24 protein-coding genes, 1 tRNA gene and 1 pseudogene are annotated in these 24,435 nt (G+C 62.9%); 11 read left to right on the forward strand and 15 right to left on the reverse strand.

What is annotated here, in order from left to right; all coding sequences use genetic code 11:
* The first annotated feature begins 5 nt into the window (after window positions 1-5).
* The 5 genes from ugpA to AB3L03_RS17175 all read left to right on the forward strand — a co-directional run bounded on the left by ugpA (window position 6) and on the right by AB3L03_RS17175 (window position 3,864).
* Window positions 6-887, forward strand: a complete 882-nt coding sequence (ugpA, locus tag AB3L03_RS17155) for a sn-glycerol-3-phosphate ABC transporter permease UgpA (RefSeq protein WP_018455751.1) — start codon at window positions 6-8, stop codon at window positions 885-887.
* Window positions 887-1,735 (forward strand): sn-glycerol-3-phosphate ABC transporter permease UgpE, encoded by an 849-nt coding sequence (ugpE, locus tag AB3L03_RS17160; protein WP_027514732.1) that lies wholly within the window; start codon window positions 887-889, stop codon window positions 1,733-1,735. Before ugpA ends, ugpE begins: the two co-directional genes overlap by 1 nt.
* Window positions 1,736-1,740: 5 nt before the next feature.
* Window positions 1,741-2,820 carry a sn-glycerol-3-phosphate import ATP-binding protein UgpC gene (locus AB3L03_RS17165; RefSeq protein ID WP_204513026.1) on the forward strand — a complete coding sequence of 360 codons (1,080 nt, stop codon included), beginning with the start codon at window positions 1,741-1,743 and terminating at the stop codon, window positions 2,818-2,820.
* 294 nt (window positions 2,821-3,114) lie between these two features.
* A complete protein-coding gene (locus AB3L03_RS17170; protein WP_007598583.1) occupies window positions 3,115-3,540 on the forward strand; it encodes an Hsp20 family protein in 426 nt (141 codons plus the stop codon).
* Window positions 3,541-3,591: 51 nt separating this feature from the next.
* Window positions 3,592-3,864 (forward strand): DUF1150 domain-containing protein, encoded by a 273-nt coding sequence (locus tag AB3L03_RS17175; protein WP_007598581.1) that lies wholly within the window; start codon window positions 3,592-3,594, stop codon window positions 3,862-3,864.
* Window positions 3,865-4,029: 165 nt separating this feature from the next.
* Here AB3L03_RS17175 and AB3L03_RS17180 read toward each other — a convergent pair whose 3' ends face one another.
* From AB3L03_RS17180 to AB3L03_RS17225, 10 genes and pseudogenes are all read right to left on the reverse strand, one after another.
* On the reverse strand, window positions 4,030-5,052 hold the full coding sequence (locus AB3L03_RS17180) for a glycoside hydrolase family 5 protein (protein WP_368508946.1): 1,023 nt from the start codon (window positions 5,050-5,052) through the stop codon (window positions 4,030-4,032).
* A complete protein-coding gene (locus AB3L03_RS17185) occupies window positions 5,049-6,182 on the reverse strand; it encodes an O-antigen ligase family protein (protein WP_368509055.1) in 1,134 nt (377 codons plus the stop codon). Before AB3L03_RS17185 ends, AB3L03_RS17180 begins: the two co-directional genes overlap by 4 nt.
* A gap of 450 nt (window positions 6,183-6,632) precedes the next feature.
* The gene (ptsN, locus tag AB3L03_RS17190) at window positions 6,633-7,094 is read right to left on the reverse strand and encodes a PTS IIA-like nitrogen regulatory protein PtsN (RefSeq protein WP_018455745.1); all 462 of its coding nucleotides are present in this window, start codon (window positions 7,092-7,094) and stop codon (window positions 6,633-6,635) included.
* A gap of 279 nt (window positions 7,095-7,373) precedes the next feature.
* Window positions 7,374-7,949 (reverse strand): annotated as a pseudogene (gene raiA / locus AB3L03_RS17195) (ribosome-associated translation inhibitor RaiA); the annotation flags it as partial.
* A gap of 81 nt (window positions 7,950-8,030) precedes the next feature.
* Window positions 8,031-9,644 carry an RNA polymerase factor sigma-54 gene (gene rpoN / locus AB3L03_RS17200; RefSeq protein WP_085349908.1) on the reverse strand — a complete coding sequence of 538 codons (1,614 nt, stop codon included), beginning with the start codon at window positions 9,642-9,644 and terminating at the stop codon, window positions 8,031-8,033.
* 90 nt (window positions 9,645-9,734) lie between these two features.
* Window positions 9,735-10,733, reverse strand: a complete 999-nt coding sequence (gene lptB / locus AB3L03_RS17205) for an LPS export ABC transporter ATP-binding protein (RefSeq protein ID WP_018455742.1) — start codon at window positions 10,731-10,733, stop codon at window positions 9,735-9,737.
* A 266-nt stretch (window positions 10,734-10,999) separates the two neighbouring features.
* Window positions 11,000-11,710: an LptA/OstA family protein gene (locus tag AB3L03_RS17210; RefSeq protein ID WP_026233014.1), complete on the reverse strand. Its 711-nt coding sequence runs from the start codon at window positions 11,708-11,710 to the stop codon at window positions 11,000-11,002.
* A 5-nt stretch (window positions 11,711-11,715) separates the two neighbouring features.
* Window positions 11,716-12,444 carry an LPS export ABC transporter periplasmic protein LptC gene (gene lptC, locus AB3L03_RS17215; protein ID WP_368508947.1) on the reverse strand — a complete coding sequence of 243 codons (729 nt, stop codon included), beginning with the start codon at window positions 12,442-12,444 and terminating at the stop codon, window positions 11,716-11,718.
* A 143-nt stretch (window positions 12,445-12,587) separates the two neighbouring features.
* On the reverse strand, window positions 12,588-13,202 hold the full coding sequence (locus tag AB3L03_RS17220; protein ID WP_007598566.1) for a ribonuclease D: 615 nt from the start codon (window positions 13,200-13,202) through the stop codon (window positions 12,588-12,590).
* A gap of 147 nt (window positions 13,203-13,349) precedes the next feature.
* Window positions 13,350-14,873, reverse strand: coding sequence for a hypothetical protein (locus AB3L03_RS17225; protein ID WP_368508948.1), 1,524 nt, complete (start codon window positions 14,871-14,873; stop codon window positions 13,350-13,352).
* A gap of 798 nt (window positions 14,874-15,671) precedes the next feature.
* Here AB3L03_RS17225 and AB3L03_RS17230 point away from each other — a divergent pair.
* Window positions 15,672-16,133 (forward strand): lysozyme inhibitor LprI family protein, encoded by a 462-nt coding sequence (locus tag AB3L03_RS17230; RefSeq protein ID WP_368508949.1) that lies wholly within the window; start codon window positions 15,672-15,674, stop codon window positions 16,131-16,133.
* 301 nt (window positions 16,134-16,434) lie between these two features.
* Here the strand turns inward: AB3L03_RS17230 and AB3L03_RS17235 are convergent.
* A tRNA-Leu gene (locus AB3L03_RS17235) sits at window positions 16,435-16,521 on the reverse strand.
* Window positions 16,522-16,684: 163 nt separating this feature from the next.
* On the opposite strand from AB3L03_RS17235, the gene AB3L03_RS17240 reads away from it, so the two are divergent.
* Window positions 16,685-17,650, forward strand: coding sequence for a complex I NDUFA9 subunit family protein (locus AB3L03_RS17240; protein WP_368508950.1), 966 nt, complete (start codon window positions 16,685-16,687; stop codon window positions 17,648-17,650).
* A 33-nt stretch (window positions 17,651-17,683) separates the two neighbouring features.
* On the opposite strand, the gene AB3L03_RS17245 is transcribed toward AB3L03_RS17240, so the two are convergent.
* On the reverse strand, window positions 17,684-18,490 hold the full coding sequence (locus tag AB3L03_RS17245) for an undecaprenyl-diphosphate phosphatase (RefSeq protein WP_368508951.1): 807 nt from the start codon (window positions 18,488-18,490) through the stop codon (window positions 17,684-17,686).
* Between the two features lie 170 nt (window positions 18,491-18,660).
* Between AB3L03_RS17245 and AB3L03_RS17250 the strand changes: the two genes are divergently transcribed.
* The 3 genes from AB3L03_RS17250 (at window position 18,661) to AB3L03_RS17260 (ending at window position 21,490) form a co-directional block, all read left to right on the forward strand.
* Window positions 18,661-19,353 (forward strand): glutathione S-transferase family protein, encoded by a 693-nt coding sequence (locus AB3L03_RS17250; RefSeq protein WP_018455735.1) that lies wholly within the window; start codon window positions 18,661-18,663, stop codon window positions 19,351-19,353.
* Complete coding sequence (gene queG, locus AB3L03_RS17255; protein ID WP_085349917.1) at window positions 19,302-20,492, forward strand: tRNA epoxyqueuosine(34) reductase QueG; 1,191 nt, start codon at window positions 19,302-19,304, stop codon at window positions 20,490-20,492. Before AB3L03_RS17250 ends, queG begins: the two co-directional genes overlap by 52 nt.
* A gap of 200 nt (window positions 20,493-20,692) precedes the next feature.
* Entirely contained in the window at window positions 20,693-21,490 is a 798-nt protein-coding gene (locus tag AB3L03_RS17260) for an acyl-CoA thioesterase domain-containing protein (protein WP_368508952.1), read from the forward strand.
* Between the two features lie 17 nt (window positions 21,491-21,507).
* On the opposite strand, the gene AB3L03_RS17265 is transcribed toward AB3L03_RS17260, so the two are convergent.
* Complete coding sequence (locus AB3L03_RS17265; RefSeq protein WP_368508953.1) at window positions 21,508-21,975, reverse strand: nuclear transport factor 2 family protein; 468 nt, start codon at window positions 21,973-21,975, stop codon at window positions 21,508-21,510.
* A gap of 144 nt (window positions 21,976-22,119) precedes the next feature.
* Window positions 22,120-22,932 carry a carboxylesterase gene (locus AB3L03_RS17270; RefSeq protein ID WP_247474994.1) on the reverse strand — a complete coding sequence of 271 codons (813 nt, stop codon included), beginning with the start codon at window positions 22,930-22,932 and terminating at the stop codon, window positions 22,120-22,122.
* Window positions 22,933-23,181: 249 nt separating this feature from the next.
* Between AB3L03_RS17270 and infC the strand changes: the two genes are divergently transcribed.
* Entirely contained in the window at window positions 23,182-23,721 is a 540-nt protein-coding gene (infC, locus tag AB3L03_RS17275; RefSeq protein ID WP_085349942.1) for a translation initiation factor IF-3, read from the forward strand.
* Window positions 23,722-23,838: 117 nt separating this feature from the next.
* On the opposite strand, the gene AB3L03_RS17280 is transcribed toward infC, so the two are convergent.
* Window positions 23,839-24,243 carry a hypothetical protein gene (locus AB3L03_RS17280; RefSeq protein WP_368508954.1) on the reverse strand — a complete coding sequence of 135 codons (405 nt, stop codon included), beginning with the start codon at window positions 24,241-24,243 and terminating at the stop codon, window positions 23,839-23,841.
* Between the last annotated feature and the right edge of the window lie 192 nt (window positions 24,244-24,435).

The following is a 24,435-nucleotide window of genomic DNA, read 5'->3' on the forward strand; positions in this document are numbered from 1 at the left end:
GCATCATGCAAAAGCAAGCCATCTTCCAGTCAAGACTGTTACCGTACGCGCTGGTTGCGCCGCAGCTCGCGATCGTCCTGATTTTCTTCTATTGGCCGGCCCTGCAGGCGGTGATCCAGTCCTTCCTGCTCCAGGATGCGTTCGGTCTGTCGACCACCTTTGTCTGGTTCGAGAATTACGTCGAGCTGTTCAAGGACGCAGCCTATTTCGAGGCGATCGTCCGGACCTTCTTGTTCTCGTTCGCCATCGCCGTCTCGTCGCTGTCCTTTGCGCTGCTGCTCGCCGTGATGGCGGACAAGCCGCTGCGTGGCTCGATGCTCTACCGCACGCTCCTGATCTGGCCCTATGCGGTGGCACCGCCCGTGGTCGGCGTGCTCTGGATCTTCATGCTGCATCCCTCGCTCGGCGTGCTCTCGCGCTATCTGCGCAATATGGGCGTCGACTGGAATCCGCTGCTCGACGGCGACCAGGCCGCGGCGCTGATCATCCTCGCCGCCGCGTGGAAGCAGATCTCCTATAATTTCCTGTTCTTCCTCGCCGGCCTGCAAGCGATCCCAAAGAGCGTGTTCGAGGCCGCCGCGATCGACGGCGCCCGTCCGATGCGGCGGTTCTGGACCGTGACCTTCCCGTTGCTGTCGCCGACCATCTTCTTCCTGCTAGTGGTCAACATCGTCTACGCCTTCTTCGACACGTTCGGCATCATCGACACGATGACCCGCGGCGGTCCCGGAACGTCGACGGTCACGCTGGTCTACAAGGTCTATTCCGACGGCTTGCTCGGCGGCAATCTCGGCAGCTCGGCGGCGCAGTCGGTGATCCTGATGGTCATGGTCATCGTGCTCACCGGAATCCAGTTCCGCTTCGTCGAACGCAAGGTGACCTACTGATGGTCGAGGAAGAGGGCTTCCGGCGCTACATCGCCCACATCATCCTCTGGATCGGGATCGCGGTCGTCGCCTTCCCGGTCTACATCGCGTTCGTCGCCTCGACCCAGGACAACGCGCTGATCGCCAACGGGCAGATGTCGCTGCTGCCGGGCGGTCATTTCTTCGAGGTCTACTACCAGACCATTTTCGTCGGCACGAGCGGATCGACCCGCGAGCCCGTCGGCAACATGATGCTGAACTCGCTGGTGATGGCACTGCTGATCGCGGTCGGCAAGATCGCGATCTCGATCATCTCCGCCTATGCGATCGTCTATTTCCGCTTTCCCTTCCGGATGCCGATCTTCTGGATCATCTTCATCACGCTGATGCTGCCGGTCGAGGTGCGCATCTATCCGACCTACAAGATCGTCGCAGATCTGCACATGCTCGACAGCTATGCGGGCCTGTCACTGCCGCTGATCGCCTCGGCCACCGCGACGCTGCTGTTCCGCCAGTTCTTCATGACCGTCCCGGACGAGCTGCTGGAAGCCTCGCGCATCGACGGCGCCGGTCCCTTGCGCTTCTTCTGGGATACGCTGCTGCCGCTGTCGCGCACCAACATGGCGGCGCTGTTCGTGATCCTCTTCATCCTTGGCTGGAATCAATATCTCTGGCCGCTGCTGATCACCACCCGCGACGACATGCAGACCATCCAGGTCGGCATCCGCAAGATGATCACCACCACCGACGCGCTGACCGAATGGCCGATCGTGATGGCGACCGCCGTGCTCGCGATGCTGCCCCCGGTGTTCGTCGTCGTCGTGATGCAGAAATTGTTCGTGCGCGGACTCGTGGAGACGGAAAAGTAAATCCCATGGCTAACGTCACCCTGCGCAACGTCCGCAAAACTTATCCCGGCGGCTTCGAGGCCATCAAGGGCGTCAACGTCGATGTCGGCGACGGCCAGTTCTGCGTGCTGGTCGGTCCCTCCGGCTGCGGCAAGTCGACATTGCTGCGCATGGTCGCGGGCCTCGAAACCGTCACCGGCGGCGAGATCGACATCGGCGGCCGCATCGTCAACCAGATCGAGCCCGCCGACCGCGACATCGCGATGGTGTTCCAGAACTACGCGCTCTATCCGCATATGAGCGTCTTCAACAACATGGCTTACGGCCTGCGCAACCGCGGCATGAAGGAGGCTGAGGTCAAGACCCGCGTCGACGAAGCCGCGCGCGTGCTAGAGCTCACCTCGATGCTGGAGCGCAAGCCGCGCCAGCTCTCCGGCGGCCAGCGCCAGCGCGTCGCCATGGGCCGCGCCATCGTGCGCCAGCCGAAGGTGTTCCTGTTCGACGAGCCGCTCTCCAATCTTGACGCCAAACTCCGCATCGCGATGCGGGTCGAGATCCGCAAATTGCAGCGCCGGCTCAACACCACGTCGATCTACGTCACCCACGACCAGCTCGAGGCGATGACGCTCGCCGACATTCTCGTGGTGATGAATGGCGGCCAGGTCGAGCAGGTCGGCAATCCCTTGGCGATCTACGAGAAGCCGGCGACGACTTTCGTCGCCTCCTTCATCGGCGCGCCACCGATGAATCTGATGTCGATTCGCGCCGACGAGATCAAGTCGCAGCTCGGCAGCACCGACGCCGGCATCCTCGGCATTCGCCCGGAGGATTTCGTCATCACCGACCAGACCCCGGCGGGCGGCGTCGCCCTTCCGCTCACCGTGGAAGCGATCGAGCGCGTCGGCGCCGAAACCTTCGTTTACGGCACGCGGGCCCAGGACGAGCAGCGCATCGCCGCCAACCCCGGCGAACTGCCGCCCGGCGAGGTCATCGTCCGCATTCCCGGCTCAGAGGCGCCGCCGATCGGCGAGAAGATCCGCGTCGCAGCAATGCGCCAAAAGCTGCATCTGTTCAGCGGCGATGGGCGGACGCGGATCGAGGCCTGACCGGGTTCCGCTGGGCCGTCGATTAAAAAACGCGAAAACAACCCCATGCACAGTAGAAGGGGGTTTGTTTTTGTTGAGAAAAATCACACCGCAATTTCGTCGGGCCGGCTTGTGGCAGGCGTTTCGCGCCATGGCGACAAGTCAGCTTTTGTGCATGGCAGAGCGGGTGAGCTGCCAGTCCACAGCCCCGGCTACGTCCTTGAACCCACACGCGGATATGCCCATATTGCTGATCAAGGGGTGCCTGTACGGGCCCTGATGCACCAAAGTCGCTTCGAGAGGACTTTGTAAACTATGTCTCGTGTTCCCACGCTTTCCAGTCCCTTCCTTCTGGGCTTCGACGAGATCGAGCGCGTGCTCGATCGGGTCGTCAAAGGCGCCGACGGTTACCCTCCCTACAATATCGAGAGGTGCGACCGGTCGGAGGGCCAGCCCGAGCGTCTGCGGATCACGCTGGCGGTCGCCGGATTCACCCGCGACCAACTCGATGTAACCATTGAGGAAAACCAGCTCGTCATTCGCGGGCGGCAGCAGGACGACAAGACCCGGCAATACATCCATCGCGGCATCGCCGCGCGCCACTTCCAGCGCACTTTCGTGCTGGCGGAGGGGATGCTGGTGCTGGGTGCGGATCTGAAGAACGGATTGCTGGCGATCGATCTTGCCCGGCCGGAACCGGAGAGGATCGTTAAGACAATCGCTATCAATGAGCACGAATAATGGAACGAGTAGCGGACTCGACCGCTTAGTTTCGAGAGAGGAGTCGAGACCATGAGTGAAGGTCACGTTGCGTTCGAATACGAAGCCAAGAACGTCTCGCCGGAGACGCTGGCAACCCTCGGCGAAGGCCATATCGCCTATGTGAAGCAGATCCGCTCTGAGGATGTGCCGGGCCTGTTTCCCGAAGCGCCGAAGATCGCGCCGGGCCTCAAGCTCTTCGCGCTCCACGCCGCCGACGGCACGCCGATCATGCTGACCGACAGCCGCGAAGCCGCAATCGCCAACGCCTGGAGCAACGAGCTGCAAGCGGTGAGCGTGCACTGAGCACGCGCGCGTCGCACGAATAGGGTTTCAAGCGGGCATGCCTTCGCAGGAAGGCGTGCCCGTTTGCTTTGGGGGATCCAGAATCTTTCCGTGGCAAGATTTTGGATTGCTTCGCTCGCTCGCAATGAGGCAGTGTGCGGCGATGGCTCGCGTCCCGGATGCACCTCAACGCCCGGCCGGAAGCAGTGCCCGCAGGATGTCCGGCTTCCAGGCTTGACGCGCGCTGTCGAAGGCCGCGAAATCATGATCGAACTGCCAATAGGCCCAAGCCCAGCCAAGCCGCTCTGCGCTCCGCGCCACGAATGACAGATATCTGGTCCGTGCTTCGGCTGGAGCGGCCTCGTACACGCCGAACTCGCCGAGATAGATCGGGCGCTTTTCTCTTTGGGACCAGGACCGAATCTTCTCGAAATCGGCGCGGGCCTTCTGTTTATCCTCCGGGGTACCCCAGTCGACCGGGCCGATTCGCGAGAATGTGGGCGACCACGGTGCGCCCTGATGGGTGAAACGGATCGGCGCGTAATAGTGAAACGTGACGATCAGATTCCGGTCATCCGACGGCAGGACCAGGTCCTCAACCGGCATCTCGTCGACGTTGAGAACCGAAGCGATGACCGTCCGCCGGGGATTGGTGGCGCGGACGATGCTGAGGCACTCGTTCAGAAGGCCGTTCCAGCCGGTGGACGACATCTGCCCGCCCGGCTCGTTGAGGACCTCGAAGACAAGTGCTGGATATTTCCCGGCATAGCGCGCGGCGATTTGGGTCCAGAACGATTTCAGCTTGTCTGTGCACTCGGAGATGTCGCGCTGACAAACATGGGTATCGTGCTCGTCCAGGATGGGGATGAGATTTCGGGCGAGCACTTCCTCGATGACGCCATCGAGCCGCCTCAAGACGACTTCATCCATTACCTTCTCCGGATTCATGAATTTAAAGCCGAAGAAATTGATCCGAACGTGCGAGAACCCGGCGCGTCTGATCGCAGTGAGGTTGTCCAGACGAAATGGCGCGTTTCGGCCTCCCTCCCAGATGCCGTCGTAGCCGAGGATGTTGATGCCGCGCCCCAATTTTGGAGCAGGGGGCGTGTTGGCCTGTCCGGCTGCCTCGGTCCGGAAGCAGATCGGAAGCACGGATAGTGCCAAGACAAGACGAAAGGCTATCGTCCAGCGGACGCGGATGGCATTCATCCTGTTTGCCCCGTCATCGCTGCAGGCCCCTGCTGGGGCACCGGCCTGCACACTGCGAAGGAGAATGCGACGAGCAGCACCGACGTGAACATTGTCGAGCGAAGAAACATCGTCTCCGTGAAGTTCGATTGAAAGCTCAGGACGACGAAGCCGATGATCAGCGCGCAGTGATACCGATCGATCGACCGGGTGGCGATCAAATAGAGGACCTTTTCCGAGAACAGATAAACGCTCGTGACGAACAGCAAATATCCCAGAAATCCAGTTTCAATCGCGACCGCGATGTAACCGCTATGATAATTGTCGAGCACCCAGCCATGATTCTGGTTGAAATAGTCGTAGATCGCGGGGCGCGTCCAGAATCCGTTGATGCCGAAGCCCAGCAGCGGCGCATCGTTGAAATGGCCGATGGCGTACTGCCAAATGAAGGTCCGCTCGGTCAAATCGACGGTCGCCTCGCCGAGATGGATGGAATCGTACCCCGTCACGTAAAAATACAGCATCAGCAGAGCGGCCAGGATGCACATGATGAATGGCAACACCGCATAGATTTTCATGCAGCGGATCGACCACATGGAAGTCACGAGCAGCCCGCCTGCCGCGAATGCGACAGCGCCGGCACCACGCGACTCCGAGGCGATGACGCAGGTCGATGCCAGAACAAGCGACACGAGGAATGCAATCCATCCCTGCCCCGTGATCTTCTGATAACAGGCAAAGAACATCAGATATGCGCTTAGAAAGCCGAGCGTCTGCTTCGATTCGTAGATTCCTTGCCACTGGCCGTTGTGCATCCAGCTCTGGTCGACGCCGATCTCGGGCACGAAGACGGCGCACAACGCCGAGGCGGCGACCAGAACGAACAGCCCAAGCGCCGTGGATCCGACGATCTCGTCGATGTCGATACGCGTGATGAGGCAATACGCACCGAAAGTCGTCACCACAAGTGCAACGCTCTTCATGATCGCTGCGATGGAAAGCGTGGTCCAGAGAACGGAAACGGCCGCGAGGGCATAAAATGTGACCAACGCGATGAGATCTGGATTGGGCTGGATCCGGACCCGCGGCCGTACGAAGACACTGGCATAGATCGAGACGATCCACATCAGCAGCGCGACCGCCTGCTGCACATAGCTCCACTCTGAAGGTAGTAATGCGGGGTGAAGAACACCCATTGATGCGATCACGTTGAGGGTGATCGAGCTGCGGATCACGTTTCTCGCCAGCCGTTCCACGCCGGCGCTTGGCGCTTTCCAGATCGCGCTTTCATATGCATCGGAGTCCGCTGCGGTATGCAGTCCGGCGCCAAGCTGACCACCCTGAAGCACGGCCGCGGGCCGCTCTTCCGCCCCGGCACCGACGTGCAGCGGCGCCCTTCCATTCCCAGTCACGTGCACTCAGTCCATAACGGCGAACGGCCCTTAACGATGTGAGGGCCGCCCCCTGTGCCCTACGTCTCAAACGGGAAGATATTCGCGTCTTCTACCTTCGAGATCAAGATGAGCATGACGAGATTGCTGCGCGCCGCGCAATCCAGGTGCCAGAATCGATCGGGCCTTATCCTGCAAGAAGGAGGGGAGTTACGCCGCGGTCGCCGGCGGCAGCGCGAGCACCGAATAGATCGCCTGAGCATCGCGCGAGGCGCGGAGCTTCTTGGCGATGTCCTGGTCGCGGAGCAGGCGGGCGATGCGGGCCAGCGCCTTGAGGTGATCGGCACCGGCGCCTTCGGGGGCGAGCAGCAGGAAGACGAGATCGACCGGCTGGCCGTCCATCGATTCGAAATCGATCGGGCGATCGAGGCGGGCGAACATGCCGAAGATCTTTTCCAGCTTGGGCAGCTTGCCGTGGGGAATGGCGACGCCGTAGCCGACCGCAGTGGTGCCGAGCTTCTCGCGTTGCAGGAGTACCTCGAACACGGAACGCTCGTTCTGCCCGGTCAACTCGGCGGCCTTGGCCGCGAGTTCCTGAAGCGCCTGCTTCTTGCTGTTGACCTTCAATGCCGGGAGAATCGCCTCGGGCGCGACCAGATCGGTAATCGGCATGGAAGTTTTCCGAGGTGAATGAAAACGTCAGGTTCCGAATTGGCCAGCCTGGACAAAGAACCAGGGCGGGCCGACGTCAAGAAGATGAAGCAGGAGGCGGACTTAGCTCGCCCCTGATGTGGGGGGCTTCTACTCCAACGCAATCCCGGTGCCAACTCCCGCGTGCAGCTTTGCCCCGGTCATTGTTAAGGCGGAAAGGGGCCCCGGCGCGGGGCCCCCAGAGCGTCGCCCGACGGCCTCACGCCTTGCCACCCACCTTGCCGTCCGTCTTGACCCCCGGGGGTCTATCCAGCCGACATTGCCGTCGGCCCGGCGGTAAATGATGTTCACCCGGCCGGAGGAGCCGTGCTGAAACACCAGGCAGGGCGCCCCGCTGAGGTCGAGTTCCATGACCGCTTCGCTCACGGACAGCGGCTTCAGCGAGGTGGTGGCCTCGGCGATGATGACGGGGCTGTAGCCGGTGATCTCGTCCTCATCCTCACCCTCGCCCGGTGCCTCCAGCACGTAGCTGGTGGCATCCATCGCGGCCAGCGCCGCGGAGGCGACATGGGCCTTGCGGGCGGAGCGATCCTTGAGCCGGCTCTTGTAGCGCTTGAGCCGCTTCTCGATCATCACCAGCGCCTGGTCGGCACTGGCATAGGCGTCCGGTGCGTTGGAATCGGCCTCGAGCGTGATTCCCGAATCAAGATGCAGCGCACAGTCGGTGCGGAAGCCGAAGCCGTCCTTGCTCAGCGTGATGTGACCAGAGTAATTGCCGTCGAAATATTTGCGCAGGACCTCTTCAGTCCGGTCGTTGACGCGGCCGCGCAGGGCCTCGCCGACGTTGACGCTCTTTCCCGAGATGCGGAGAGTCATGTGAACCTCACTTGGTTCGTGCCTGGCCTGGATTTGGGCCCGATAGCAGATCGAGAGTAGCGCGATTTCGCGCCGGCGCAATCAGGCCGGTTCGGGATTGCGGGAGCGATCGGCCATGGCGGTGGAGACGACGTTACCAAGAGCGCTCTGCTTGTCGCGACGGCGTTGCACCGAGGAAGGAATGCGCATGGCTTCGCGGTACTTCGCGACCGTGCGGCGGGCGATATCAATGCCCGAGCCGCGCAAGCGTTCCACGATGGTGTCGTCGGACAGGATCGCGGAGGGCGCCTCCGCATCGATCAGCTGCTTGATGTGGTGGCGCACGGCTTCGGCCGAATGAGCCTCGCCGCCATCGGCCGAGGCAATCGAGGCCGTGAAGAAATATTTCAGCTCAAACGTGCCGCGATTGGTCGCCATGTATTTGTTGGCGGTGACGCGCGACACCGTGGATTCATGCATCTGAATGGCGTCGGCGACGGCCTTCAGATTCAGCGGTCGCAGATGCGCCACACCATGGGTGAAGAAGCCGTCCTGCTGGCGCACGATTTCGGTTGCGACTTTCAGGATGGTGCGGGCGCGCTGGTCGAGCGCACGCACCAGCCAGGTCGCGTTCTGAAGCGCATCGGTGAAATACGATTTGTCGCCGTCCTTGCCGATCTTCTTCGAGAGCTGCGAATAGTAGGTCTGGTTGACCAGCACGCGCGGCAAGGTGTCGCTGTTGAGCTCGACATGCCAGCCGCCATCGGGTCCCGGGCGGACATAGACATCGGGCACCATGGTCTGGAGCCGGGCCGTGCCGAACTTCATGCCGGGCTTGGGATTGAGCCGGCGGATCTCGCCGATCATGTCGGCGATGTCCTCATCGTCGACGCCGCAGACCTTGCGCAAGGCTCCGATGTCGCGCTTGGCGAGGAGGTCGAGATGCTCGACCAGGGCCTGCATCGCGGGATCGTAGCGGTCGAGCTCGCGGAGCTGGATCGCCAGGCATTCGCTCAAATTGCGCGCGCAGACGCCGGGCGGATCGAATTTCTGCAGTACGGCAAGAACATTCTCGACGTCCTGTTGCGATGCGCCCAGCCGTTCGGCGGCCTGGCCGAGATCCGGCGGCAGATAGCCGGCTTCGTCGACGAGGTCGATCAGATACTGGCCGATCATGCGCTGCGCGGCCCCGGTGAAGGCAACCGAGAGCTGCTCGGCGAGATGGTCGCCGAGCGTGGTCTCCGCGGCGACAAAGGCTTCGAGATTGTAGTCCTCGTCACCGGAGGCGCCGCCGCCCCATTCGGTGTAGGTGGTCGGCGCCGCATCCTGGGCGTTGCGCGCGGCCGCCTCGGCCGGTTCCTCGGAGAAGACGTTGTCCAGCCCGGTGTCCATGGTCTGCTCGATCTCGGCGCGGGTGCCGAGATCCTTGCTCATCCACTCTTCCTGGCCGGGCTCGAAGGCTTCGCCCGGGCCGCCGCCCGGCTCGTCGTTGTGGCCGCCGTCGCTGTCATTGAACTGGCCGGTCTCGGCCGGGCCCTCGCCCGCGGGCGGCTCGTCATTGGCCCGTTCCAGCAGGGGATTACGCTCGAGTTCCTCTTCGACGAAGGTCGTGAGATCGAGATTGGACAATTGCAGCAGCTTGATCGCCTGCATCAACTGCGGCGTCATGACCAGCGACTGCGATTGCCGGAACTCTAATCTCTGCGAAAGCGCCATGAAGCAAGAACCGATCCCAAAAGTTGGTCCGATTTTTGCTTATCCTAGTCCAAGCCCGATGTACACGTCTTGACGAATTGGAAAAACGGGCTAGAGGCGGAATTCCTCGCCAAGGTAAAGGCGGCGCACGTCCGGATCGGCGACGATCTCATCCGGGCTCCCCTCGGTCAGGATCTCACCGGCATAGACGATGTAGGCGCGATCGGTGAGGCCGAGCGTCTCGCGCACATTGTGGTCGGTGATCAGCACGCCGATGCCGCGGTTGGTGAGATGGCGAACGAGGTCCTGGATGTCGCCGACCGCGATCGGATCGATGCCGGCAAAGGGCTCGTCGAGCAGCATGTAGTTCGGACGCGTCGCCAGCGCACGCGCGATCTCGACGCGGCGCCGCTCACCGCCGGACAACGCAATCGACGGCGATTTCCTTAGGCGCGTGATGTTGAATTCGTCGAGCAGCGAGTCGAGCTGCTGCTCGCGCTTCTTGCGCGACGGCTCGACCACTTCGAGCACGGCGCGGATGTTCTGCTCGACGGTGAGACCGCGGAAGATCGAGGCCTCCTGCGGCAGATAGCCGATCCCGAGCCGCGCGCGCTGATACATCGGCAGCTTGGTGACGTCGTGGCCGTCGAGCTCGATCGCGCCGCGATCGGCCTTGATCAGGCCGGTGATCATGTAGAACACGGTGGTCTTGCCGGCGCCGTTGGGGCCGAGCAGGCCGACCGCTTCGCCACGGCGCACATAGATGCTGACGCCGCGCACGACCTGGCGGCTGCCAAAACTCTTTTCCACGCTATGCACAGCCAGGAAGCCCGGCCGCTTCAAGAGCTGAGGCCCGCCGGAACCGTTGGGCCTGCCGGCAGCCCTCACGGGATGAACCGCCTGGGCCCGGGGCTGCTCGGCTTGATAGTCCCCTTGGAACTGATCGGGTGCGTGCATCGGCTGGTTACGGGCGATCGGCGGCGCGTCCCTGACAGGGCTGGCCACGAGGCCGCCGACGCTGTCAGCGAGCGCGGTGATGTCCTGGCGCGCAAATCCTGGCCGGCCGCGTTTGGCGGGGCGCCGACGGAACATGCTGAAGAGATCGACCATCCCCGCCTTCTAGCCTTTCGCGACGATCCTGCGCGGTCTTCGCGCGATCTGCCGCGCCGGCTTCAGGATTCGCCGACGCAGCATGAATGAAGGGATGTCTCATGCCCAGTGAAACACGCCCGAAAAGCGGCGAAGCCCGCTTCGAAAGCCCTTCGCGCTAGATACAGTCTCGGCGCGCAAGCTTCAACCTCGGATCGGCGATGATCGACCCAAGCGTCTGAAATCATTCTTCAAATTTACTTTGACGGGCTTGGGTCTACGCTGACTTATTTGGGTTTAGTTGCGCCAGGCAATTGCAGAGGTCCCGCGCCGGGCTTGCCCGCGCCTCCGGATCCGCAATCATTGCCGCCGCCCTGCGGCAGCAGCGCCTGCACCCGGCCGCTATCGGATTCCACACGCGACACGCCCGTGGTCATGTCGACCGCCAGCCGGTCGCCGCGCAGCACGTTCTTGCACTGCGTCAAGACGACGCCCCCGAGCATGGTGATGAGGTTGGTGCGGGTGTCGAACACGGCGGTCTCGCCCGTGACCACCTGGTCCTTCTGGGTGACGACGACATTGCCGCGCGCCTCCAGTCGCTTGATCGAGGAGTTGCCGCCCGGTCCCGGCGTCGCCGACTGCATCGGCGCCCCCTTGGTCGCCTTTGCCGCAGGCTGTGGCGCGGCCGGCTTGTCGCCGCCCGAATCGTAAAACACCACCAGCGTCTTCGAGGTCATGGTGGTGTCGCCCTGAATGACCTTCACATTGCCGGAAAACGTCGCTTCCTTCTTCTTGTCGCGCATCTCGAGCGAGGCGGCCTCGATCTGGATCGGCTGATCGCGGTTCTGCGAGAAGCCCTGCATCGCGTTGGGCACGCCTTGCATCGTGCTCTGCGCGATCGCCGCACCCGTTGCGACCAGTGCGATGCCGACGGCGAGCGCGGCCGCACCCGGGATGACGCGCCGCTTGCCGTCGTTGCGCGGAAAAAACCTGATCATGAAAATCACTTTGAATTGGCGGACTTGTTCTGGGGCGTACGTGTCTTCGCAGCCGGCGCGGGTTCAGTCGGCGCGGGCTGAGCGGCGGCAGGATCGTCCAGCTTGTCGAGATGCATCACCACATTGCCTTCGAAGCGGATGACGTCGCCGCCTTCCGTGATCCGCAGCCGATCGGCCGTCAGCGTTCCGTTGGTCAGCTTGACGTCGACATGCTCGTCCGAGGAGACCGTGCCCTTGCCCATGTCGACGAAGGCCGAGTTCAGCCGCGCCTCGTAGCCGGTCGAGGTGCGCAGGAAGATGTCCTTGTGCAGGTCGAGCTGCTGCTGCTTGTTGTCGAACCGTCCAGTGCGGGCATCGAGGAACAGGGTCGATTGGTCTTCCATCAGCACCTTCGCGCGCAAATCATGGAGATCGACATGATCGGGATCGGTGATGTCCTGGGTCGCGGTCTTGGCCCAGAGCTCGTAGGGCCGCTGGTCCGGCGTGAAGCCGGACATGTGCGGCGATTCCATCGTGATCTTCGTGCCAGTGACCACGAGATTTCCGGAGTCGAGCTTCACGGGGATCTGGAACGGGTTGAAAATGGTCGAGATGAGGACGAGCAGACCCATGGTCGCGGCCACTGTCGTCGGCACCGCGATGCGCAGAATCCGCACTAGGCGGCTGTGGCGCGCCGCGCTGGCGAACTTCGCCGCGAGCGCGGCGTCGTAGGTGACATTGTGGGCCGAATTCACCTGGGCTCCTGAGGTGTCGTTCGCCTTGTCCGGCTGGCGGGCGCCCCATTGTAGCCGGCAACGCCAAAATATGCAGCCCGCGACAGGCCGTTACGAAAGTGTCTGAAACGGGGCGACCGCCCAGCTTGCCGCCACGCTAAACTCTAGGAATGCGCGAAAATGTCCTCTTCGGCCCAGCCCTGGAGATCGAGCAAAGCGCGGGTCGGCAGGAAGTCGAAACAGGCTTTGGCCAGCGCCGTGCGGCCTTCCCGCGCCAGCATGGCATCGAGCCGCTCGCGCAAGCCGTGCAGATGCAGCACATCGGAGGCGGCGTAGGCGAGCTGCGGCTCGGTCAGGCTGTCGGAACCCCAATCGCTCGATTGCTGCTGCTTGGAGAGGTCGACATTGAGTACCTCGCGCACGAGGTCCTTGAGGCCATGGCGGTCGGTATAGGTGCGGATCAGGCGGGAGGCGATCTTGGTGCAGTAGATCGGCCCGGTCATGACACCAAACGTCTGGTACAGCACCGCGACGTCGAACCGCGCAAAATGGAAGATTTTCGTGTTCGCGGGATTGGCCAAAAGCGCCTTCAAGTTCGGCGCGTCGGTATGACCTTTGGGGATCTGCACCACGTCCGCGCTGCCGTCGCCGGGCGAGAGCTGCACCACGCAGAGCCGGTCGCGATGCGGGTTCAGGCCCATGGTCTCGGTGTCGATCGCCACCGCTCCGGTATAGCGGGACAGATCGGGCAGGTCGCCGCGGTGCAGGCGTACGGTCATGGCGTTTCAAACCTCAATCGAATCGGTGCGCTTTGCAGGCTAATCCCCGGGACAGATGCTGGCGAGGGCCGGCCGCGATGTATCCGCTGGCAGCCGCCGGCGCAAGCATCAGGCGCGGCTGGTCATACAGAGCCGCGGCGCCAGTCGTCATTGTCTTTTGGCTTCGCCGGCCAAACCGGATTGCGGCCTGACGTAAACGGTCTCGTAAGCGCCGGTGTATTGCTCGCGCCAGCCTCGCCGCTCCACCAGAAATCGCCGCAGCTGTTCGTGCGCCTTGACCCACAGCACGGCGTCGATCCGGTATTTGTCGAGCACCATGTCCCACGCGGCTTCGTCGATCTCCCAGCCCACCAGCTTGAAATAGTCGCGCAGCAAATCGTCCGGATAGGCGGTCGCGGCGCGACCATCGACGAATGGGGGGACGGTGCCGTGCGTCGCGAAGATCAGGTAGCCACCGACGTTCCAATTGTTCAGGACCCGCCGACCTGCGAGATGCTTTTGCAGATAGCCGGCATCTTCGCTCGACAGCATCGGCGGAAGTGCGAGCGCCGGCGCAACGTTCAAATAGGCCATCGGCAGGGTGCCGAGACCGACGATGCCGGCGGCCAGCAACGCTCCCCTGACGTCCCGACCGGTGAGACGCTCAGGCAGCAAGCGGCTGAGGTGAAGCGCCATCGGCGCGGTCGAGAAGATGAAGAAAAAAGCGATGTACCTGAACTGATACAGCCCCAGAATCAGGAACAGCCAGGACATCAATCTCGGCTCGAGCGGGATCGGTCTGGAGTTTCTGTAGCGAAGCTCGAGCGCGACGAAGGCCAACATGTACAGGATGCCGGGAATGCTGCCCGGCATTTCCATGTTGTGATAGTAGGACAGCCATTCGCCGATATTGCCCTGGACGAAGTGCCCCATAGTCGCGGCGGCACCGGCATAGATATTCCAGCCAAGCGGATTGACGAAGGTCGCGGCAAGGCACCCGATCCCCGCGAGAGCAAGAATCCTGAGGTCGGCCCAGGCCGCTCTGAGCACGGCGCCGCCGCAGAAGACGCCGATCACGAAAAAGCCGAGCAGAAAACCGCCGTGCAGATTGGCCCAGAGCACCATCAACACGGGAAGCACGAACCATCGCGTTCGTCGCAGGCATTCGCGATAGAAGACGACGCAGAACAACATCGTGCATGCATTCGGCGAGACCGCGAGATACATGTTCGGCGAAGCTTCGTAAGCGGGATAGAGCAGGCAGGCCAAGAAGACCGAGACGCAGACCGCGATCGCCGACGCGCCGTAGCCGAGAGAGATCGCGGTCAGGATGCCGACGATCGCTGCGCCGCAGGCCACCGTCAGCAGGACGAGGCCGCCGAAGCCTGCGTATTGAAACGTCGCACTGGCAAGCGCGTCCCAGAGCCAGGACAGGTTGAGCCATGGCTTGTCGCCGTGGGTGAACGACCAGGGGTCGCGGAGCGGGATGGCGTTGCGTTCCCGGATGATATCTCCGGCCGCCAGATGCCAGCCCAGATCGTAATGGCCGAGCAGAAGCGGCGCGTTCAAGACGTAGAACAGGCAGATGAACGAGATCAGGAACAGATAAATTCCCGATCTCAGGAGAAACGGGCTGATCGCGTTCGCAGCCTTGTCGAATGCCGGCTCGTGCCAGACCTGATGCTGATCCACCGCTTCCCCCACGACAATGCGAGCCCGATGGCTCCGCGCTCGCCGACGGCCGGATGCGAGCCTGCCCGCTGACTTAGAGCTAGTTTGTCTAAAGCGGGGTAAATTCGGACGATGCAACCGAGGGGGGATTGGCGGAATGAAATTCCGCTCAACGGCGGGCTTCCGAGCCCTCCCAAGCAGCTGTTTACACTTGGAAATCTTCAAAGCGGACCTGCATCGTCTCATCCCCGAGCTGTTATTAATCGCATTGCTGGAAAATGCCCGAAATCGCTTCAGCTACCGGTTTCGGCAGCGGCGGCGGCGCAGTCACCGGCTTCGGGGGCGGAGGTGGTGTCACCGGCGGGAGCGATTCAACGACTTGGGTTGGGTGTGGTGCCGAGGAAAGGACTCGATCGTCACCTTCAGTTGTCCAAATGGAGGCCCGCGAGACCGCGACCGCGCAGCGTGGAGATCGCCAGTGCGTGCCTTAAGCGGTCCCGCCGTCATTATTCGTCAGCGTAGCTCCTGTTCCACATTCAGGTGAACCAACGCTGGGCCTTCGATGACCAAAGTTGCATGTATCACCTATTGGTCGAAAATCCCGTAAGTCAGGTCAAGGCACATCAAAGGCATTGATTGGAAAGGCGTAGCCGAAGCCGCATACCCCCTCGTTTTCCCTTCGCACTCGCCGTCCGGCCCTTCCGCCACACCCGCCGGTCTACCGTCTCGCTGAGCTTCATGCGCTCGCAGCGGTGTTCTGTTCCATATTTTCGATGCGCCGAACGGAGATCTCCAATGAAGCTCAAACTTGCCGCCGCGATGCTCGCCGCAAGCCTCCCGCTCGCATCGATGGCTTTCGCCCAAGGCATCGCGCCAGCCGAACTTGCGGTGATCGATGGCTGCCTGAAGACCGCGGAGAAAACCGGCGGTTTCGGCGGCGCGTGCGTTGGGCTCGTCGCCGACCCCTGCATCAAAGCGGCAGAGGGCGCGAATGACGATGTCGCCAAATGGAAAGCCTGCGCGGCGCGCGAACTCGCCATTTGGACGCAGAAAACCAATGAGGCACTAAAGAAGGTTCAGGCCGGCGGGTTCGCCGACGCGATCAAGGCGATCAATGACTCGCAGAAAACTTTCGCCGCGTCGCGTGATGGCTTCTGCGCGGTCTTCGACAAGGTCGATCCCGGCATGTACCGGGGCAGCGCGAGCTACTGCCGCCTGCGCGAGACCGCGAACCGCTCGCTGAGCCTGATCAAGCTCGGCGCTGCGGTCAACGAGCACTGAAACCTCTTAGGCGCTTGGGGTCATCAGCTTTGCCGACCTTTTCCCACATAGCGATGACGGCTTCGGCCGCGAGCGCGGTGGACGTCGTTCATAGCTCACCTGGTATCCGGGCAACGGCTGTCGGCGCGTAGCGCTTGCCTGAGCGACTGAAGCCAGCCGCCTCCAGATCGCCTGCGATCCGAGCCGACCCGACGAGCGATGTAGGCCATTCGGTACGCCATGAGCGCCGTGCCTCGGTTTTGAGTACCGGTCAGCAACTCAAATTCCCTGCAAAAGCGATTTCAATCGCTTGAGTAGGAGATGGTGCCCAGGAAAGGACTCGAACCTTCACGGCCGTTAAGCCACTGGCACCTGAAGCCAGCGCGTCTACCAATTCCACCACCTGGGCATGCCGGTTAGGCACGGAGGCGGTTACTACGGTTCGGTGACGCGGTTGTCAATTCATGCTTGAACCCCGCTTCGGGATGCGGATTGCGCATCGCAAACCGGCCCGATACAAACCTGACGAGACGCACTCTTCCCGCAGGATATGGACCCCAGGAATGGATCCCATGGCATCGAATCTGGACACGCTCGTCACGGTTTTCGGCGGATCGGGGTTTTTGGGCCGGAATGTGGTCCGTGCACTGTGCCGGCGCGACTACCGGGTCCGGGTCGCGGTGCGGCGGCCGGAGCTGGCCGGCTACCTCCAGCCCTCCGGCAAGGTCGGGCAGGTCCACACCGTGCAGGCGAACGTGCGCTATCCGGCCTCAATCGAGGCGGCGCTGCGTGATTCGCAGGTCGTGATGAATCTGGTCGGCATCCTGGCCGAGGGTGGCGCGCAGAGTTTTGACGCCGTCCAGGCCAAGGGCGCCGAGACCGTCGCCAAGGCGGCCGCGGCCGCCGGGGCACAGCTGATCCATGTCTCGGCGATCGGCGCCGACGCGGAATCGCCCTCGCGCTATGCCAGGGCCAAGGCGGCCGGAGAAGCCGCGGTCCTGGCCGCGGTGCCGTCGGCGACGATCTTCCGCCCCTCCGTGATGTTCGGCCCCGAGGACCAATTCACCAACCGCTTCGCGGCGCTGGCGCGGATGTCGCCGGTGCTGCCGCTGATCGGCGGCGACACGAAGATGCAGCCGGTCTATGTCGGCGACGTCGCCACCGCGGTCGCGGATGCCGTCGACGGCAAGGCCAAGGCGGGCGCGACCTACGAGCTCGGCGGCCCGGAAGTCCTGACCATGCGCGAGATCATCGAGGCCATTCTCGCGATTGCCGATCGCAAGCCGATGCTGATGCCGCTGCCGTTTGGCCTCGCCCGCTTCAAGGCCAACTTCCTGCAATTCGCGCCGGGCGCGCTGAAGCTGACGCCGGACCAGGTCACGCTGCTCGCGCGCGACAATGTCGTGTCGGACGCGGCGAAGGCCGCTGGGCTAACGCTGGAAGGCCTCGGCATCGCGCCCGACTCGCTTGAAGCGATCGCCCCGCAATATCTCTGGCGTTTCCGCGCCGCCGGGCAATTCCAGCGCAAGAGCGCGTAACCATCCCCGCAGTCAATTGTTTGAAGTTCGGGGTTACCGCCCCAGTGCCAGCGCGATCAGGCCGAGGGTGCCGACGATCACGCGCCACCAGGCGAACACCACGAAGCCGTGGCGGGTGACGTATTCCAGGAACGTCTTCACCACGATGATCGCGGTGACGAACGACACCACGAAGCCGATCGCGACGATGCCCATGTGGTCCATCGTCATCTCGGAGCGGTTCTTGTAGAAATCGTAGGCGAACGCGCCGATCATGGTGGGGATGGCGAGGAAGAACGAGAACTCCGCCGCCGCGCGCTTGTCGGCCCCGAGGAACATCGCCGCGACGATGCTGGCACCGGAGCGCGACACACCCGGGATCATCGCGATGCACTGCGCGATGCCGATATAGAGATACATCAGCAGCGGAAACCGGGTGGCGTCATGCTCGCGCGCCTTGAGATCGAGCTTGTCGACCCAGAGCAGGATGGCGCCGCCGACGATCAGCGAGAAGCACACCACCCACGGATTGAACAGCATGCTCTTGATGTACTTGCCGGCGACGAGACCGACGATGACGGCGGGCAGGAACGCCACCAGCACGCCGATCACGAAGCGACGTGCATAGACGTCACCCGTGAACATGCCGATCGCGACGTCCCACAATTTCTTGAAGTACAACACGACGATCGCGAGGATCGCGCCGAGCTGGATCAGGACCGTAAACGAATCCCAGAACGCGCCTTCGCCGAGATGGAAAAAGCGCTCGGCAAGCAGCAAATGGCCGGTCGAGGACACGGGAAGGAACTCGGTCACACCCTCGATGATGCCGAGGATCACTGCCCGTATTGCATCTGACATATTTACGGTCCATTTCGGCTGGAAAAGCGGGGCTCTTCTCGCCCATCCGCTCCCTTGCTGCAATCGCAAAATGCGGCGTCGCGCCCTTGCTTCGCGGTTTTGAATGACTAGTGTGGCGCCGCACAAAACATTGATGGATTCTTAAGCACCATCACATAGTCAAAGGCTTCATGTTTACGCTGTTTCATCATCCGTTCTGTCCGCATTCGCGGTTCATCCGCCTGATCGCGGGAGAATACGGGCTTGAGCTGAAGCTGATCGAAGAGCGCAGCTGGGAGCGGCGCGAAGCATTTCTGCTGCTCAATGCGGCGGGCACGACGCCCGTCCTGGTGGACGACGAGCAGCCGCCGATCCCGGGCGCGGCGATCGTCGCCGAATATGTCGACGAGGCCTATGGCTCCGAGATGGGACTGAAGCGCCTGATGCCGGACACGATCGGCGAACGCGTCGAGGTCCGCCGGCTGATGGCCTGGTTCAACGAAAAGTTTTTCGAGGAAGTCTCCCACCCGCTCGTCACCGAGCGCATCTACAAGCGCTTCATGAGCGAGGACAACGGCGGCGGCCCGCCCTCGGCCGACGTGATGCGTGCCGCCAAGGCAAACGTGCGCTATCATCTGGCCTATATCGGCTGGCTGGCGCAGACGCGTAATTTCCTCGCCGGCGACCGGCTCACCTACGCGGATCTCGCCGCCGCGGCGCACCTCTCGGCGATCGACTATCTGGGCGACGTGCCATGGAGCGAGGACGACGCGGCAAAGGCGTGGTACGCGCGGGTGAAATCCCGCCCGTCGTTCCGTCCGCTGTTGAGCGAATGGCTGGCGGGCGTGCCGGCGTCGCGGACCTACGTGGACCTGGACTTCTGAACTCCGATCCGACCGAACTGAAGACGGCGCTGGCAAACGAAGCACGTGCGCTCGGCTTCGACTGCATCGGCATTACGGCGCCCGGCACGATCGAAAGCGCCGGAAAACATTTTCTCGAATTCATCGCATCCGGCGGCCATGGCGACATGGACTGGCTCGCCGCGCAGCCGGAGCGCCGGGTCGATCCCCGCGGGCTGTGGCAGGACGTGCGCAGCGTCATCATGCTCGGCGTCAATTACGGCCCCGACCAGGATCCGCTCGCGATCCTGCAACAGCGCACGCGCGCGGCGATCTCGGTCTATGCGCAGGGCGACGACTATCACGACCTCATCAAGAAGCGCCTGAAGGCACTGGCGCGATGGCTGGTCGCGACCGCAACTTGTGAGGTGAAGCCTTGCGAAGTGAAAGTATTCGTCGACACTGCGGCCGTGATGGAGAAACCGCTGGCGCAAGCCGCGCATCTGGGCTGGCAGGGCAAGCACACCAATCTGGTCTCGCGCGAATTCGGCTCGTGGCTGTTTCTCGGCGCGATCTACACCACGCTGGAACTGCCGCGCGACGACGCCGAGATCGATCATTGCGGCTCGTGCCGGGCGTGCCTCGACATCTGCCCGACCGCGGCCTTTCCCGCGCCCTACAGGCTCGATGCGCGGCGCTGCATCTCGTATCTCACCATCGAGAACAAGGGCCCGATCCCGCGCGAATTTCGTAAAAGCATCGGCAACCGCATCTATGGTTGCGACGATTGCCTCGCCGCCTGTCCCTGGAACAAGTTCGCGCAGGAGGGCCGTGAGGCCAAGCTCGCCGCACGTGACGCTTTGCGCGCGCCAGGTCTTGCCGAGCTCGCACGGCTCGACGACGCTGCGTTTCGCGCGCTGTTCACCAAATCGCCGGTGAAACGCATCGGCCGCGACCGCTTTTTGCGCAACGTGCTGATCGCGATCGGCAACTCCGGTGATGCGGCACTGGCGGACGAGGCGCGGCGATTGCTGGAGGATGAGAGCGCGCTGGTACGCGGGGCTGCGGTATGGGCGCTGGGGCAGTTGGTGCCGCGGGATGAGTTCGAAACGATGAGAGCAACCGCCATAGCGCGCGAGCGTGATGACGGCGTGCGCGAGGAGTGGGAGCTCGCTTCCTAATCCTCGGTGTCATGCCCCGGCTTGACCGGGGCATCCAGTACGCCGCGGCCTATCGATTCAATCACGAGCGCCGCGGAGTACTGGATCGCCCGGTCAAGCCGGACGATGACACCGTTGTTGTGGTAAGAGCGCTTCGCGCCTCCTCACCACGAGGATTGAGCATCTTGATTTCCCCGCACGTTCCTCCAAGCTCGCGCGTCATGACAAACATGCCTTTCTTCACCCGCGACGGCGACACATTCCACCCGACGGAAGTCGCCAATGGGCCGTGGGATCCGACATCGCTGCACGGACGCGTCATCGTCGGCCTGCTCGGCTTCGCCATCGAGGAGCGCCATTCCGGTCCTGAATTCGTGCCGGCGCGGCTGACCGTCGATATGTTTCGGCTGCCCACCATCGACAAGCCGATCGAGGTGACGACACGGCTGGTGCGCGACGGGATGCGCATCCGCGTCGTGGAAGCAGAGTTCTTTTCCGGCGGCATCGGCATGGCGCGCGCCTCGTGCCAGCTGTTACGGCGAACGCAGAATCCCGACGGCAATGTCTGGTCGCCGCCGAACTGGGACGTGCCGAAGCCGGCCGACATTCCCAAGCCGACCGATCCCAGGCTCGGCATGAACGGCAAATGGACCACGCGACCGATCGTCGGTCACATGGGCTCGCTCGGGCCACGAAAGCTCTGGATGAGCGAGGTGCGCGAGCTGGTCGCGGGCGTGCCGATGACGCCGTTCGTCCATGTCGCCACCGGCGCGGACTTCGCCAGTCCGTTCGCGAACGCCGGCGACAAGGGGCTCGGCTACATCAACAGCGACGTCACGATCTATCTGCACCGCCTGCCGGTGACGAACTGGATCGGCTTCGAGGTGGTGAACCACCAGGCCACCGACGGTGTGGCGATCGGCGAATGCTGGCTCTATGACGAGCAGGGCCCGATCGGCACCGCCACTGTCGCGGCGCTGGCGCAGCGCAAGCCGATGGTAAATCCGTCGAAGCGGTAGGTGCGCAAGAACGACGGCTAACCCAAATGTCGCTTCATCTCCGGCCGCGCCCTGAGCTCCGCGCCCTGTCTGGCGACGATCTTCGCAATCCGTTCCGGCGCAAACTTCAAATCGACAAACGCCGGCGCGGTGTTGGCGACCTCGTGATAGCTGACGATCCTTCCGTCCCGGAGCGTCATGATCGCCACGCCCTCGAACATCGCCCGCGCGCCATCAGCCTCCGGCAAGATCGAGCGATAGCTGAACGTGTAGCGCGCATAGAGCGTGGTGCCGTTCGACACCGGGTCGTGCATGTCCCAGCGAAAGTCGGTCGCCGTGCGATAGAACCAGTCGTCGATCATCGCGGCGATCTTCTCGCGGCCGGCGAAGGCGCCATAGAACACGTCGTGATAGACGCCGTCCTCGGTGAAGAGATCCGCAAAGGCTTTTCCGTTGCGTTGTTCGACGGCGTCGCAGAAGGCGCGCAGCATGGCGGTGGTGGTCATCGGCGATTCTCCCCTCCCATTCTCAGTCATGCCCCGACCGGGGCATCCAGTACGCCGCGGCTTCTCGGCTTGAGCACGAGCGCCTCTGGAATACTGCATCGCCCGATCAAGTCGGGCGATGACACCGAGTGCTGGGTGACGATTTCACCCGATCTCGGCCACGGCGGCAAGAATGCGGGCGATGTCCTGCGGGCGCGAGAGGCGGTGATCGCCGTCCTGGATCATGGTCAGCACGACGTCGTCGGCCGGCAGGCGATGGGTCAGGGCGAACGCGTGCTGCCAGGGCACGTCAGGATCCTGCGCACCTTGCAGGATGCGGACGGGACAGCCGAGATCGATGGCGCTGCCGAGCAGGAGGTGGTTGCGTCCCTCCTCGATTAGATTCCGCGTGATCGGATAGGGCAAGCCGTCGCCATAGTTCGACGGTCTCAGCCAGACGCCTTTGGTCTCGATTTCTTTCTTCACCGCGGCCGGAAAATTCTTCCACATCAGCTCCTCGGTGAAATCGGGCGCCGGCGCGATCAGCACCAGGCCCGCCAGCGAGGCTTTGGCTTGCAGTTTCTTTTGCCGCTTTTTGATCTCGCGCGCGAGCAGCAGCGCCATCCAGCCGCCCATGGACGAGCCGATCAGGATTTGCGGGCCGTCGCAGAACCGCTCGAATACCGCGACGCTTTCCTCGAGCCAGCGCCCGATGGTTCCGTCGACGAAATCGCCACCGGATTCGCCGTGGCCGGAATAATCGAACCGGACCACGGCGCGGCCGTGATCCCGGGCCCATTCGTCCAGCGCCACGGCCTTGCTGCCCTGCATGTCCGACTTGAAACCGCCGAGCCAGACCAGCCCAGGTCCTTGACTTGATTCTTGGGCCGCGCGGCGGCGCACCGCGATCCGGCGTGCGGACGGGCCTTCGCCCACATCGATGAAGTCGAGCACGGCATCGGGAATTGGGTGATTCATGGAACGTTTACTCTGGCTGTGCGGTTTGAGCTGTCCGGACGTGCTCCGCAGCGCAGCCGGACGTCGTCATTGGCCCTTTGGGACGCTTGCGGAACAGAAGCAAGGTGTCTATGTCCCTCTGCGTGCCCCGCCGTGGCCAAAATGCCTCGCATTTGAGGCTTTTTCGACCGCCGCACGAGCGATTGCTTGCCGGCAACCGTATCTTCCTGCAAAATAGCCGCCTCTTTTCATAACTTTGGAGAACCACCCATTCGCCGTCCAAATAAAGCCCCGCCCACTGCCGCCAAAGACGGGCCGCGCATCAATGACGATATTCGCAATGCGCAGATCCAGCTGATCGATCAGACCGGTGACAACAAGGGCACCATCGAGACCGTCGCGGCTATCCGCTTGGCCCAGGAAGCCGGCATGGATTTGGTCGAGATCTCGCCGAACGTCAGCCCTCCCGTCTGCAAGATCATGGACTACGGGAAGTATAAGTATTCCGCGCAGAAAAAAGCCGCCGAAGCCCGCAAGCGGCAGAAGATCGTCGAGATCAAGGAGATCAAGCTCCGCCCGATGATCGACGACCACGATTACGAAGTGAAGATGCGCGCCATGCAGCGGTTCTTCGAAGAAGGCGACAAGGTCAAGATCACCCTGCGCTATCGTGGCCGCGAAATGGCGCACCAGGAGATCGGCACCAAGCTGCTCGACAAGATCAAGACCGACGTCGCCGAGCTCGCCAAGGTGGAGCAGGACGCGCGGTTCGAGGGCCGTCAGGTCGTCATGGTGCTGGCGCCGCGCTGACGCTGGTTCTTTAGGCTGAAGAATTCAACGGCCCGTCCGGATCTCCGGCGGGCCGTTTTGTTTTTTTGCCTCTCCCGCTTGCGCAAGAGAGAGCGCACCGTCCTCTGGAGGCGATAATTACGTCCTCGTCGCATGCCAGGTGCCGCTGCACTGATCGCCGGAGATGATACCCCTCCACGAACCGGCGCCGTTCACGCCAGCGAGGCGGCCGCCGCCGCTGGCATGGGAGGCCCCGACCGAGACCTGGACCGCGACGGTACCGCTGCGATTGACCTTGCCGGAGACCCGACCGCCGCCGGCGGACGACACCCGGCTGCCGGTGACGGTGAAGGGGACGCTGTAGCCCGAGCTGCAATTGCCGCGGGTGGTGGCGAAGGTGACGTTCCAGACGCCGTCATAGCCGCGGATGCGCGCATTGGCACTCGACGGAAACGCGGCCATGGCGAGCACGGCCAACAGCGCCAGGCAGCGCGGACGAGCGACATCAGTCAAGGACGACAGCGTTTGGGAAAAAGGGGGCATTCTGGTCCTGCTCCGGGTCACACGGCTCGGACATGAGGTTAGCAATTCCGGATAGTCGCCGGCTAGGTTCCACCGGTTCATCGTTGCCAATTCGCCCGTCCTCTGTCATAAGCCCAGCCTTCATTGCCCGGCTGATTAAGGGCTGCCGTGGCGGTGTCCGTGCGGGTTTCGCGCTTGTTCGTAAAACCTGAG

This window comes from Bradyrhizobium lupini (assembly GCF_040939785.1).
In the GTDB taxonomy this organism is placed as follows: Bacteria; Pseudomonadota; Alphaproteobacteria; order Rhizobiales; family Xanthobacteraceae; genus Bradyrhizobium; species Bradyrhizobium canariense_D.